10 protein-coding genes are annotated in these 12,895 nt (G+C 64.8%); 5 read left to right on the forward strand and 5 right to left on the reverse strand.

Translation table 11 applies throughout. The annotated features are described in order from the left end of the window. The first annotated feature begins 151 nt into the window (after positions 1-151). Both MFF34_RS05160 and MFF34_RS05165 read left to right on the forward strand, forming a co-directional pair. Complete coding sequence (locus MFF34_RS05160; RefSeq protein ID WP_238210771.1) at positions 152-424, forward strand: DUF2790 domain-containing protein; 273 nt, start codon at positions 152-154, stop codon at positions 422-424. A gap of 10 nt (positions 425-434) precedes the next feature. Next, complete coding sequence (locus tag MFF34_RS05165) at positions 435-950, forward strand: thioredoxin family protein (protein ID WP_238210804.1); 516 nt, start codon at positions 435-437, stop codon at positions 948-950. 84 nt (positions 951-1,034) lie between these two features. On the opposite strand, the gene MFF34_RS05170 is transcribed toward MFF34_RS05165, so the two are convergent. Both MFF34_RS05170 and aroQ read right to left on the reverse strand, forming a co-directional pair. Continuing rightward, positions 1,035-1,883, reverse strand: coding sequence for a shikimate dehydrogenase (locus MFF34_RS05170; protein ID WP_085273256.1), 849 nt, complete (start codon positions 1,881-1,883; stop codon positions 1,035-1,037). Then, entirely contained in the window at positions 1,880-2,329 is a 450-nt protein-coding gene (aroQ, locus tag MFF34_RS05175) for a type II 3-dehydroquinate dehydratase (protein ID WP_027593852.1), read from the reverse strand. The genes MFF34_RS05170 and aroQ overlap by 4 nt, the downstream gene beginning before the upstream one ends. Positions 2,330-2,551: 222 nt before the next feature. Between aroQ and MFF34_RS05180 the strand changes: the two genes are divergently transcribed. From MFF34_RS05180 to MFF34_RS05190, 3 genes are read left to right on the forward strand one after another with little or no spacing between them, the layout of a single operon-like run. Beyond that, the gene (locus MFF34_RS05180) at positions 2,552-3,787 is read left to right on the forward strand and encodes a TolC family protein (RefSeq protein WP_238210773.1); all 1,236 of its coding nucleotides are present in this window, start codon (positions 2,552-2,554) and stop codon (positions 3,785-3,787) included. A gap of 59 nt (positions 3,788-3,846) precedes the next feature. Next, positions 3,847-5,046 (forward strand): efflux RND transporter periplasmic adaptor subunit, encoded by a 1,200-nt coding sequence (locus MFF34_RS05185; protein WP_238210774.1) that lies wholly within the window; start codon positions 3,847-3,849, stop codon positions 5,044-5,046. 16 nt (positions 5,047-5,062) lie between these two features. Beyond that, positions 5,063-8,209, forward strand: a complete 3,147-nt coding sequence (locus tag MFF34_RS05190) for an efflux RND transporter permease subunit (RefSeq protein WP_238210783.1) — start codon at positions 5,063-5,065, stop codon at positions 8,207-8,209. Between the two features lie 33 nt (positions 8,210-8,242). Here the strand turns inward: MFF34_RS05190 and MFF34_RS05195 are convergent, their stop codons facing one another. From MFF34_RS05195 to MFF34_RS05205, 3 genes are all read right to left on the reverse strand, one after another. Further along, positions 8,243-9,580 carry an MFS transporter gene (locus MFF34_RS05195; protein WP_099453534.1) on the reverse strand — a complete coding sequence of 446 codons (1,338 nt, stop codon included), beginning with the start codon at positions 9,578-9,580 and terminating at the stop codon, positions 8,243-8,245. 148 nt (positions 9,581-9,728) lie between these two features. After that, positions 9,729-10,451 carry a hypothetical protein gene (locus MFF34_RS05200; protein WP_238210785.1) on the reverse strand — a complete coding sequence of 241 codons (723 nt, stop codon included), beginning with the start codon at positions 10,449-10,451 and terminating at the stop codon, positions 9,729-9,731. Between the two features lie 165 nt (positions 10,452-10,616). Then, positions 10,617-12,767 carry a TonB-dependent siderophore receptor gene (locus MFF34_RS05205; RefSeq protein ID WP_238210787.1) on the reverse strand — a complete coding sequence of 717 codons (2,151 nt, stop codon included), beginning with the start codon at positions 12,765-12,767 and terminating at the stop codon, positions 10,617-10,619. Positions 12,768-12,895: the final 128 nt, after the last annotated feature.

Consider the following 12,895-nt stretch of genomic DNA (forward strand, 5'->3'; position numbering starts at 1 on the left):
TTTGTATTGCAGTGTATCTGGCGTTGGCAGAGATACAGGAGGAAGCAGATCACAGGCTCGGGTGACACATACCGGATACCTGGCGGCCGTGTAATGGCTCTCGACCGGGGAGCAACCCTCCCCACCTAAAGCGTTACACAGGAGAGTTGCCATGAACCTCAAAGCCTTCGCCAGCGTCAGCCTGTTTGCCGTGTTCAGTTTCGGCGCCATTGCCGCTCAGGCCTCCACCACAATGAACGATGCCAGTGTGATGCAGTACCGCTACGGTGATCATCTGGATGTGAAGAAAGTCCTGTCGGTGCAGGATGATCAGGTCAACACCTGCGGCCTGGTCAACACCCGCATGGACTACCTCGATTCCAAAGGTCAGCATCAGCGTGTGGAATACCGCTCGTACGCCACCGGCGGTTGCCATGAGAATTGATCGCCGCCTGATGTTAAAGGTGGGCGGCATTGCGCTGGCCCTGACAGGCCTGGGCCTGGCGGGCTATCTGCAGGCCCGCGACAGTTACGGCGCCATGCCGTCGCTGGCGGGGGCCAGCCAGTGGTTGAATTCGCCGCCACTGGATGCGCCGGCGCTCAAAGGCAAGGTGGTGTTGGTGGACTTCTGGACTTGGGACTGCATCAACTGCCAGCGCAGCCTGCCGCATGTGAATGACTGGGCACGGCGTTACGCCGACCAGGGGCTGGTGGTGGTGGGCGTACACACGCCTGAGTATGACTACGAGCATGACGTCGCGACCTTGCGCGACAAGGTAGCTGCGCTGGGGATCGGGTACCCGGTGGCGGTGGACAACGATCACCGGGTGTGGAATGCCTGGGGCAACCAGTTCTGGCCGGCGCATTATTTTGTCGACCGCACAGGGCAGGTGCGCCATGTGCATTTTGGCGAGGGGGATTATGCCGGGCAGGAACAGGTGTTGAAGGCCTTGCTGGATGAAAAGGGTTGATGCGCCTGTGCCGGCCTTCCGCGGAGCAAGCCCGCTCCCACAGCCTGTGGGAGCGGGCTTGCCCGCGAAAGGGCCGGTGCCGACTCAGCTAAAACTGGCAAAATGCGCCTGCATCCGCGCCGCATCGGCCTCGCGGCCGCTGAACAGCTCGAACGCCTTGACCGCCTGGAACACGGCCATGTTGCTGCCATCCAGCGTGCGGCAACCCAATGCCCGCGCGGCGCGCAACAGTTCGGTTTCCAGCGGGAAGTAGATGATCTCTGCCACCCACAACCGTTCATGCAGCAGCTCCACCGGCAGCGGTGTCCCCGGCAGCTTGGCCATGCCCACGGGCGTGGTGTTGACCAGCCCGTCCGCCTCGGCCAATGCTGCGCGCAGGTCAGTGCCGAGCACCGCACGGCCGGCACCGAAATGCCCGTTGAGGTTGTCGACCAGCGCTTGTGCCCGCGCCGCGTCGACTTCGAACAGCACCAGCCGTTCGACCCCTTCGCCCAGCAGCGCATGGGCCACGGCCGAGCCTGCGCCACCAGCGCCCATTTGCACCACTTGCCGGCGTGCCACATCTGGCAGCCCGCGGCGCAGGCCTTCGGCGAAGCCCAGGCAGTCAGTATTGTGGCCGACCCGCTTGCCGTCCTTGAGCACCACGGTGTTCACCGCGCCGATCCCTCGGGCTTCATCCGACAGCTCGTCGAGCAGCGGCAGAATCGCCTGTTTGAACGGGTAGGTGATGTTGAGCCCGGTGAACCCGGTGTGCTGTGCGGCATCGAGCAGGCCGGGCAGGGCGCTGTCGTCCAGCTGCAATTGATCGGCATCGATCAGGCGATACAGGTAACGCAGGGATTGCGCGTCACCCTCATGCTCATGCAGCGCAGGGGTGCGCGACAGCTGGATGCCGCGGCCGATGAGGCCGGCGAGGATGGCCTGTTGGCTCATGCGGTCTGCTCCTGGAACATTTCCGCGAAGTGGCTCAGGGCCAGGCGGTAGCCATGGCTGCCCAGGCCGCAGATCACGCCGACGGCAATCGACGAGACGAACGACAGGTGGCGGAAGGGCTCGCGTTTGTGCACGTTGGACAGGTGCACCTCGATGACGGGCAGTTCACTGGCCACCAGGGCGTCACGGATGGCCACGGAGGTGTGGGTCCAGGCGCCCGGGTTGATCAGGATGCCAGCACAGCGGCCACGGGCGGCATGGATCCAGTCGATCAGTTCGCCTTCGTGGTTGGTCTGGCGGAATTCGATTTCCAGCCCTTTGGCAAGGGCGCTGTCGGCGCAGCCTTGGGCCAGGTCAGCAAGGGTTTCATGGCCATACTGAGTGGGCTCGCGGGTGCCCAGCATGTTCAGGTTAGGGCCGTTAAGCACAAGAATAAGGGGCTTCATGAAAGGCATCACTTTGTTGTTTTTGGATGCGCTTATCTTTGTACCACCTGGTTAGTTTCGTCAATTGCGTGAACGGGCTTAGACGGGAAAGTGGGCGATAACCGGACGTTTTGCGCCAATACTGACCTCGCTGATTACAGCATTGTAATGTTCACGCCACCGCCCCGATAAGCACGCCGCCCTACAGTCCCTCTCCAACGCTCGCCGACGAGGACCTGTTTCGTGCCCTGCACCCGTGCCATCCCCCGCAAGATCGCCTTGCTTTGCCTGTTACTGGCGGCCACTGGCAGTGCCCAGGCCAGTGGCAGCCTGAGCCTGCCCGAAGCGCTTAGCGCTGCCTTTGCGCAAAACCCGGAACTTGCTGCCGCGGGCCGTGAAATCGGCATTGCCGAAGGCGAGCGGCGCCAAGCGGGGTTGATACCTAACCCGGAGCTGTCCTGGGAAGTCGAGGACAACCGCCGCGAGACGCGCACCACCACGGTCACCCTGAGCCAGTCACTGGAGCTGGGCGGCAAGCGGGGAGCGCGCATCGCCGTGGCCGGTGCCGGCCAGGCCATCGCCCAGCTTGACCTGGAACGCCAGCGCAATGGCTTGCGCGCCGATGTGGTGCAGGCCTTCCACACGGCCCTGCGTGCGCAAACGGCGCTGGAGCTGGCGCAACAGTCCCAGGCACTGACGGAGCGCGGGCTGCGGGTGGTGCAGGGGCGCGTCACGGCCGGCCAGTCTTCGCCGGTGGAGGCCACGCGGGCCCAGGTGCAACTGGCCCAGGCGCAGGCGCAAGTACACCGCGCCGCCTCACAGCGCAGTGTGGCTTATCAGGCTTTGGCGCGGTTGACGGGCAGCCCGGTGGCACGCTTCGACCGCCTGCTGGCCACTGATTTGTCGCCCGGTGCCGCGCCTGCGGCTGAGGCCTTGTTGGCCAGGGTCGAACAGACCGCCGAGTGGCGCTTGGCGGCGGCGCAGGTTGAGCGCGGCGAAGCGTCGTTGGGCTCTGAAAAGGCTCAGCGCATACCCGACCTCACCGTCAGCCTCGGCAGCCAATACAGCCGCGAGGACCGCGAGCGAGTCAACGTGGTCGGGCTGTCGATGCCGCTGCCGCTGTTCGACCGTAACCAAGGCAACGTGCTGGTGGCTGCGCGACGTGCCGACCAGGCCCGTGACCTGCGCAATGCCGTTGAGTTGCGCTTGCGCAGCGAGACCCGCAGCGCCCTCAGCCAATGGGCCACTGCCATGCAGGAAGTGCAGGCCTACGACCGCACCATCCTGCCCTCGGCGCAGCAAGCGGTAGACACCGCCACCCGCGGCTTCGAGATGGGCAAGTTCGCCTTCCTCGATGTGCTCGATGCCCAGCGCACGCTGATCGAGGCGCGGGGCTTGTACCTGCAAGCCCTGGCCTCGGCGACCGATGCGCGGGCCCAGGTCGAGCGCCTGTATGGCGACCTTGAGGGCGGCTTTTGATTCAGGGTCCGCTGCGCGGCCCACTGGCTTGAGCAACAACACGAACAGCAGGAGCAACAATGGATAACCCACGCAAGATCGCCCTCCTGGCGGTGGCTCTGGCCGTGCTTGGCCTCGGTGGCCTGGCCTGGACCGGCAACCTCGGTCACGCCACGAGCGGCGAAGCCCAGCACGACGCGCATGGCGAAGACGGCCACGGCCACGATGACGAGCAGGCCGAAGATGGCCACGCCGACGAGGAAGGCAAATTGCACCTGTCCAGCGCCCAGATCGAGGCGGCTGGCGTGCAGTTGGTAGCTGCCGCCCCCCGCGAGCTGGGCACTGCCATCAGCTACCCGGGTGAAATCCGTTTCGATGAAGACCGCACCGCGCATGTCGTGCCGCGTGTACCGGGCGTGGTCGAGTCGGTGCAGGCCGACCTCGGGCAGGCGGTAAAGCGCGGCCAGGTGCTCGCGGTGATCGCCAGCCAGCAGATTTCTGACCTGCGCAGCGAACAACAGGCAGCCCAGCGCCGCCTGGAACTGGCGCGTCTGACCTTCCAGCGCGAACAGCAACTGTGGCAGGAACGCATCAGCGCCGAACAGGACTACCAGCAGGCTCGCCAAGTGTTGCAGGAGGCCGAGATCGCGCTGGCCAATGCTCGGCAAAAGGTCGCGGCAGTCGGTCCCGCTGGCGCCGGCAACCGCTATGAGTTGCGCGCACCCTTCGATGCGGTGGTGGTGGAAAAACACATGAGCGTGGGCGAGGTGGTCGACGCCTCCAGCAACGCCTTTACACTGTCCGACCTGAGCCGGGTCTGGGCCACTTTCGCCGTCGCCCCACGCGACTTGAACCGTGTCGTCACCGGGCGCAGCGTCACGGTCAGTGCGCCGGACCTGGGCGCCGAGGTCGAGGGCACGGTCAATTACGTCGGCAGCCTGCTCGGTGAACAAAACCGCGCCGCCACCGTGCGCGCCACCTTGGCCAACCCCAACGGCGCCTGGCGCCCTGGGCTGTTCGTGAACATTGCGGTCAGCGTCGAGCGGTCGACCGCCGCGGTGGTGGTACCGGAAAGCGCGTTGCAGACTTGGGAGGAGCAGACCGTGGTGTTCGTGCGTACCGAGCAAGGCTTCGAGGCACGCCCGGTGACGACAGGCCGCCGCGACGCCGGCCAGGTAGAAGTCGTCGCCGGCCTGCCTGCAGGCACTCAGGTCGCTGCCGTCGGCAGCTTCGTCCTCAAGTCGGAGCTTGGCAAAGGCTCCGCTGAGCACAGCCATTGAAACCGGGGACGACGCCATGTTCGAACGCCTGATCCAATTCGCCATCGAGCAGCGCCTGGTGGTGATGCTTGCTGTGCTGCTGATGGCTGCGGTGGGTATCCACAGCTACCAGAAACTGCCCATCGATGCCGTGCCGGACATCACCAACGTCCAGGTGCAGATCAACACCGCCGCCCCCGGTTACTCGCCATTGGAGACCGAGCAGCGCATCACCTTCGCCATCGAAACGGCCATGGCCGGCCTGCCAGGCCTCAAGCAGACCCGTTCGCTGTCCCGCTCGGGCTTGTCCCAGGTCACGGTGATCTTCGATGACGGCACCGACCTGTTCTTCGCCCGCCAATTAGTCAACGAGCGCCTGCAGGTGGCCCGTGAACAGTTGCCCGACGGCATCGAGGCGGGCATGGGGCCGATTTCCACGGGGCTGGGCGAGATCTTCTTGTGGACCGTCGAGGCCGAGGAGGGCGCGCTCAAGGACGACGGTACGCCCTACACCCAGACCGACCTGCGGGTGATCCAGGACTGGATCATCAAGCCGCAGCTGCGCAATGTGCCGGGGGTGGCCGAGGTCAACAGTATTGGCGGCCATGCCAAGCAGTACTTGATCGCACCGGAGCCCAAGCGTTTGGCGGCCTACAAGCTCACCCTCAATGACTTGATCGCGGCACTGGAGCGCAACAACGCCAACGTGGGGGCCGGCTACATCGAGCGCAATGGCGAGCAGTTGCTGATCCGCGCACCGGGCCAGTTGGACTCCGCCGAGGACATCGCCAACATCGTCATCGCCAGCGTCGACGGCACTCCGATACGCGTCAGCCATGTCGCCCAGGTCGGCCTGGGCCAAGAGCTTCGCTCTGGGGCTGCGACTGAAAATGGCCGTGAGGTGGTGCTGGGCACGGTGTTCATGCTGATCGGCGAGAACAGCCGCACGGTCTCCCAGGCGGTGGCGGCCAAGCTGGTCGAGATCAACCGCAACCTGCCCAAGGGCGTGGTCGCGGTAACGGTGTATGACCGTACCAACCTGGTCGAAAAAGCCATCGCCACGGTGAAGAAAAACCTGATCGAAGGCGCGATCCTGGTCATCGCCGTGTTGTTCCTGTTCCTGGGCAACATCCGCGCTGCGGTCATTACCGCCATGGTCATCCCGTTGTCGATGCTGTTCACCTTCACCGGCATGTTCAGCAACAAGGTCAGTGCCAACCTCATGAGCCTCGGCGCGCTGGACTTCGGCATCATTGTCGACGGCGCGGTGGTGATCGTCGAGAACGCCATTCGCCGCCTGGCTCACGCCCAGCAACGCCATGGCCGCATGCTGACCCGCGCCGAGCGCTTCCATGAAGTGTTTGCCGCCGCCCGTGAAGCACGGCGCCCGCTGATCTACGGGCAGTTGATCATCATGGTGGTGTACCTGCCGATCTTTGCCCTGACCGGGGTCGAGGGCAAGATGTTCCACCCCATGGCCTTCACCGTCGTGATCGCCCTGCTGGGTGCCATGATCCTCTCGGTGACCTTCGTGCCGGCGGCGCTGGCGCTGTTCGTGACCGGCAAGGTCAAGGAAGAAGAAGGCTTGGTCATGCGCACCGCGCGCCAGCGCTATGCGCCAGTGCTGGGCTGGGTGTTGGGCCGGCGCAAGCTGGCGTTCGCCGGGGCGGCAGCGCTGGTGGTGTTGTCCGGGGTGATGGCCAGCCGTATGGGCAGCGAGTTCATCCCCAGCCTCAGCGAGGGTGACTTTGCCCTGCAGGCGCTGCGCGTGCCAGGCACCAGCCTGTCGCAGTCGGTAGACATGCAGCAGCGCCTGGAGCGGGCGATCATTGCCCAGGTGCCGGAAGTGGAGCGCGTGTTCGCCCGCACCGGCACTGCCGAAATCGCCTCGGACCCGATGCCGCCGAACATCTCTGACGCCTACGTGATGCTGCGTCCGCCCGCGCAATGGGCCGACCCGAGCAAGCCACGTGAGGCGCTGATTGCCGAAGTGCAGCGCGCCGCGGCCAGTGTGCCGGGCAGCAATTACGAGCTGTCGCAACCGATCCAGTTGCGTTTCAACGAACTGATCTCGGGTGTGCGCAGTGATGTGGCCGTCAAAGTGTTTGGGGACGACATGGACGTGCTCAACCAGACCGCCGCGCAAATCGCCAGCAGCCTGCAGCGTGTGCCGGGCGCCTCGGAGGTCAAGGTCGAGCAGACCACAGGCCTGCCGGTGCTGACCATTGATATCGACCGTGACAAGGCCGCCCGCCATGGCCTCAATGTCGGCGATGTGCAAGACGCCATCGCCATTGCCGTGGGGGGGCGTACGGCAGGCACGCTGTATGAGGGCGACCGACGTTTCGACATGGTGGTGCGCCTGCCCGAGACTGTGCGTACCGATGTCGACGGGCTTTCCAGCCTGCTGATACCGGTACCGGCGAGCACTGCAGCCGGCGCTGCCCAGATCGGTTTCATCCCGCTGTCGCAGGTCGCGACGTTGAACCTGCAACTGGGGCCTAACCAAGTCAGCCGTGAGGATGGCAAGCGCGTGGTGGTGGTCAGTGCCAACGTGCGTGGCCGCGACCTTGGCTCGTTCGTGCAGCAGGCCGAGCAGACCCTGATCGAACAGGTGCAGATACCGCCCGGTTACTGGACGCGCTGGGGCGGTCAGTTCGAGCAGTTGCAGTCGGCCGCCGAGCGTCTGCAGGTGGTAGTGCCGGTGGCCTTGCTGTTGGTGCTGGCCTTGCTGCTGATGATGTTCAACAACCTCAAGGATGGCTTGCTGGTGTTCACCGGTATTCCGTTTGCCTTGACCGGTGGGGTACTGGCGCTGTGGTTGCGGGATATTCCATTGTCTATTTCCGCAGGGGTGGGCTTCATCGCCTTGTCGGGGGTGGCGGTACTCAATGGCCTGGTGATGATTGCCTTTATCCGCAGCCTGCGCGAGGAAGGGCGCACGTTGCGGGTGGCGGTCGAGGAGGGTGCGTTGACGCGCTTGCGGCCAGTGCTGATGACCGCGTTGGTGGCCTCGCTGGGGTTCATCCCGATGGCATTGGCCACCGGCACCGGGGCCGAAGTGCAACGGCCGCTGGCGACCGTGGTGGTTGGCGGGATCCTGTCGTCCACGGCGTTGACGTTGCTGGTGTTGCCGGCGTTGTACCAATGGGCGTATCGGCGCGAAGAGGGGGAGGAAGGCTGATAATGCCGGGGCTGCAAAGCAGCCCCAAAAATCTCAAACGCTGCTCCGCACCCCAGGCCGCACGCTATCGACGCCGGCCTCATCATGCAACGAAATACGCGACGTCTCCGGCAATGCCAACCCTCCCACCAAAGCCACCAGCGCAATCACCACCAGGTAAAACGCCGGTGCCAGGCTGCTACCCGTCTGCCCAATCAACCAGGTGGCCACCAACGGCGCAGTGCCGCCGAACAGCGTATAGGCCACGTTGTAGGTAATCGCCGACGCGGTATAGCGGGTCCGTGTCGGGAAGCTTTCCGACAGCAATGCCGCAGTCACCACCCCGCTGCACAGCGCACCCACGGCCAGCAGAATCACCCCCAGCAGCGCGCCGGACAGTGAGCCGGAACTGGCCAGCCAATACGCCGGGAACACACAGACCATCACCCACAGGCAGGTGAAACCAATGGTCTTGCGCCGCCCCACCCGGTCAGAAAACGCCCCGGCCAACGGGCAGCCGACGGCAGCGAACAACAACGCCACCGTGGTCACCAGCAGCGACTGCGCACGGGTGAGGTTGCCGACCAGTTGCAGGTAGGTGGCAAAGTAGGTGGTGAACATATAGAACGACAGCGCCGTCAGCGAGATGAACGCCCCCAGGTTGCGGATGGCCCGGCCATGGTTGCGCAGGGTCTCCTTGAGCGGCGAGTGCTCGTGTTCTTTGCCCTGGGCCACGGCTTCGCGGAACGCCGGGGTTTCTTCCATGCGCCAGCGCAAGTACAGGCCCACCAGGCCCAACGGGGCGGCGATCAGGAAAGGCACGCGCCAGCCCCAGGCGTTCATCGCCTCGGCCGTCAGGTTCGCTTCCAGGCCGTAGGCGATCACCGCCGCGCAGGCAAAGGCAGAAAAGGTCGAGACCGGCACGAAGCTGCCGTAGAACGCGCGCTTGTCGTTGGGCGCATGCTCCATCAGGTAGGCGCAGGCACCGGCGTACTCGCCACCCGCCGAGAAGCCTTGCAGGCAACGGGCCAGGGTCAACAGCACGGGGGCCGCCAGGCCAATGCTGGCATAGGTCGGCAGCAAGCCGATCAAGGTGGTGGAGCCGGCCATCAGCAAGATGGTCAGCGACAGGATGCGCTTGCGCCCCAGGCGGTCACCCAGTGCGCCGAACACGATACCGCCGAGCGGGCGCAGGGCAAATGCCACGGCAAACACGGCGAAGGTCTTGAGCAAAGCCACGCTGGCATCTTCACTGGCGAAGAACTGGCTAGCAATCAGCGTGGCGAGAAAGCCATAGACGGCAAAGTCGAACCACTCGACGAAGTTGCCGATGGCAGAGGCGGCGATCACCCGGCGCAGGGTGGCGGGGGATACCTCATGAGGTGCGGACATGTGGGAGCTCTCCGGTTTCCATTGGCAGCCTGAATGAACGTGACGCGGTCGGGCCGCGTCATCATTGTTGTGCTTGCCAGTAGATCGGTGAGCGCCTGCGGAGGCTTCGTCGAGGGCGACACTGGGATGCCTGTTTCAACCAGGCAGGCTACTGCCGGCCAACCTTCCACGGGGCGTAGTCGAGTTCACTGTAGCCTTCGGCTGTGCCTTGCTCGTTGGTGCTGAAGCCCGGCATCGTGCTCAGGTCGAGCTTCATGCAGCGGCTGTTCAGCTGCGCCTGCAGGTTGCCGTCCAGGCGGAAGGCCGCTTCACGCAGGCGGGTTGGGGAAAGCTGCACCAGGCAACCCTCGACCTTGCCTTGGGCATTGGCCTGGTAGAACACCGTCGCCTTGCCGATGCTGGTGACCGGCTGATCGCGCAGCAGCTGTTGCCAGAAGTACTCACGCTGGGCGTTGGCGCGTTGGCGCGCACTGCCGGGGGCCTGGATCGACGCGGGCAGCTGGACGATGATCGGTGCGCGTACGTCGAGCGTTGCCTCGCCGCCGAACAGCGACGCTGGGACGACCGGGTAGATGGTCTTCCAGCACAGTGCCTCGACCAGGTTGGCCAACGCCTGATGGTCGGAGGGCATGACGTCGGCGGGCAGCAGCGCGCCGTATTTGAACGGGGCCTTGCTGGCCTTGCAGGCGACTGGGGCGCTGTGCCGGTCGAAGGTGACCTGCAGGGTGACGGCGCCCAGTTGGCGGCCGGTCGGGGCCAGGGCAATGCTGCGCTCCAAGGCGCGCTGCATCTCGACAGTGAAGGTTTTGAACGCCTGCGCATCGGCGGCTGCCTGAGTGTCCGTGGACGGGGACGCTTGGCAGCCAGCCATAGCAATCAGAGCCGCGCTCAGGAGCGCGGGGGGCAGAGTTTTGAACACGTAAACTTCCTTGCTGAAACGGTAGCCGGGTGTCTTCGTGAGCCGGCGGGTCATGAACGTGGCAGCTTATCACTGGCAGCGCTGCCACGGGATAACCCCCGTGGCAGCGCTGTTCGATCAGAAGCGCATGTCCAGCGCCACCTCGAAGGTACGCGGAGCACCCATGTAGTACTGGGAGCTGTAGGCCTGCTTGGCATACACCTCGTCGGTCAGGTTGCGCACCCGTCCGGTCACTGTGGTGTGCTCATCCAGTCGGTAGCGGGCGAAGGCACCGAACAGCGTGTAGGCCGGTGCCTTGAGGGTATTGGCATTGTCGGCATACACCGAGCCCACGTAGCGCCCATCGACCCCCGCCGACCACGCGGACGTGAAGCTGTAGGTCAGCCACAGGTTAGCGACGCTGGCCGGTACGTTGACCGGCGTATTGCCCTTGCGTGACACCGATACCCCGTTGACCGCTTCGTTGAACGTGTCGTACTGCGCATCGACGTAGGCGTAGTTGGCCTCGGCCAGCAGTTTCGGCGTGACCTGTAGCCGCCCCGACAGCTCGACGCCGCGCGAGGTCTGCTGCCCGGCCTGCACCGTCTGGTTGGCATCGTTGGAGTCACGCACGGCAAAGTCCTTGCGCACGATCTGGTACAGCGCCAGCGTGGCGGCGCCGCGGCCGTCGAGGAAGTCGAACTTGCTGCCGACCTCCCATTGCTCGCCTTTGGACAGGTCGAACAGGCCGACGTTGGAGTAGGTCGCCGCTGCCAGTGAACCGGCTGGCAGATCGGCCGAGCTGCTGTACTGTGCGTACACACTGGCACTGGGCGTCAGCGCGTAGGTCAGGCCGATGCGCCCGGAAAGCGGCTCCCAGCGGCGCTCGAAAAACGCCGGCGAGGTGGGCGAGACCGTTCCGTAGTTGGTCACTTGCATGTCCAGGTAGTCATAGCGCAGGGCAGTCAGCAAGGCCAGGCGATCGGTCAGTTGCAGGCGGTTCTCGGCAAACACCGCGCGGTTGGTGACTTCGTGACGACGCTGCTTGGTCAGGCCGGCATTCACCCCGGGGATGTCGTCGAAACTGCCAGGGTCGAAATGGTCGGCATCGACAATGTCGCTCCAGCTGCCCGATGTCGGGTAGAGGGTCTGGTGCATGCGCGAATATTCCAGGCCCAACGACCATTGGTTGGCAAAGCCGAACAGGGTGTTGTCATGGCGCAACTCGAGGCGGTCGCCCAGCAGGTTCTGGTCGTGGCGTTGCAGGTACGGGCTGCTGCGCTGCACCTGGCCATTGGCGGTGTAGCTGTAGCGCTCGACGTTGCGGTAGTCGCGCTGGGCGTTGTAGTGATACAGCGTGTTCTGCACGCTGGTGCTGTCGCTGAGCTGGTAGTCGAGGATTGAACGCAGCCAGCGTACCCGCTGCTCGTAGCGGCCGTCCGCGACGTTGTAGTTTTCGAAGCGGCGGCTTTTGTCGATCTTCATCGTGCTGCGGCCCGGCAGGATCGGCGAACCCCAGTACGGGCTGTCTTCACGGTCTTCCTGGTACTCCAGCGCCAGGGTGTGGGTGAGGTTGGGCGCCAGGTCGCTGAGTACCGAAAACGCCAGGCTGTCGGTGTTGCGCTGGTTACGGTCGATGTAGCCGTTGCCCTGGCCCCGGCTGAAGTCCAGGCGCATGAAGTGGCGGGCGTCGGCGGGGTTGCTGGCCAGCGCCTGATTGATGCCGAAGGCCACTTCTGAGTCGTCGAAACTGCCGTAGCGCAGGCGGCCGTCGATGATCTGCTGATCGCGGCTGGCAAGCTTGGTGATGTAGTTGATCGAGCCGCCCACGGCCCCCGCGCCATGCAGGAAAGAGGACGGCCCGCCGATCAGTTCGACCCGGTCGAGTACCCAGGCATCCACTGGCCGTGTGGCACTGCTGTAGCCCAAGTTGATGCCGTTGTAGAGCTGGGTGACCTGGTTCTGGGTGAAGCCCCGGTAGGCGACGAAGCCGCCATAACCGGGGTTGGCCGAGGCGTTGACGCCGGTCATGGCGTTGATCACGTCCTGGCTGTCCTTGGCACCGTGCGCCTCGATCAGGCGGCGGTCCGAGACGCTGACCGACGCCGGGGTTTCCCGTGCGGTGAGGCCCAGGCGCGAACCGGTTTGGATCGGCTCGTCCAGTTGCACACCGGAGGGGGCGTCGCGTTCGCCATCGATGGTGGTGGCGTTGAGTTCAACCGGGGCAGTGTCGGCCCAGGCGAAGGTGCAAGTGCCCATGAGGAGCACCAGGGAGGTCTTGCGGATCATGTTGTCGTGTCTTCCACGCAAAAGTCATGGCTGACCGCGAGCGCGCACAGGCGCACCCGATTGAGGTCAGGCGAACAGAAGGGCTGCGGGAAGCGTGGCGGGGGAGGCGCGGGGGTTGAGGGCAGGGC

The sequence above is a fragment of the Pseudomonas sp. PAGU 2196 genome (assembly GCF_022179005.1).
GTDB classification, from domain to species: domain Bacteria; phylum Pseudomonadota; class Gammaproteobacteria; order Pseudomonadales; family Pseudomonadaceae; genus Aquipseudomonas; species Aquipseudomonas kermanshahensis.

Bases quoted from the DNA above. Each gene is read 5' to 3' on its own strand.
- MFF34_RS05160 (WP_238210771.1), top strand. From the start codon at position 152: ATGAACCTCAAAGCCTTCGCCAGCGTCAGCCTGTTTGCCGTGTTCAGT.
- MFF34_RS05165 (WP_238210804.1), top strand. From the start codon at position 435: ATGTTAAAGGTGGGCGGCATTGCGCTGGCCCTGACAGGCCTGGGCCTG.
- MFF34_RS05170 (WP_085273256.1), bottom strand. From the start codon at position 1,883: ATGAGCCAACAGGCCATCCTCGCCGGCCTCATCGGCCGCGGCATCCAG.
- aroQ (WP_027593852.1), bottom strand. From the start codon at position 2,329: ATGAAGCCCCTTATTCTTGTGCTTAACGGCCCTAACCTGAACATGCTG.
- MFF34_RS05185 (WP_238210774.1), top strand. From the start codon at position 3,847: ATGGATAACCCACGCAAGATCGCCCTCCTGGCGGTGGCTCTGGCCGTG.
- MFF34_RS05190 (WP_238210783.1), top strand. From the start codon at position 5,063: ATGTTCGAACGCCTGATCCAATTCGCCATCGAGCAGCGCCTGGTGGTG.
- MFF34_RS05195 (WP_099453534.1), bottom strand. From the start codon at position 9,580: ATGTCCGCACCTCATGAGGTATCCCCCGCCACCCTGCGCCGGGTGATC.
- MFF34_RS05200 (WP_238210785.1), bottom strand. From the start codon at position 10,451: ATGGCTGGCTGCCAAGCGTCCCCGTCCACGGACACTCAGGCAGCCGCC.
- MFF34_RS05205 (WP_238210787.1), bottom strand. From the start codon at position 12,767: ATGATCCGCAAGACCTCCCTGGTGCTCCTCATGGGCACTTGCACCTTC.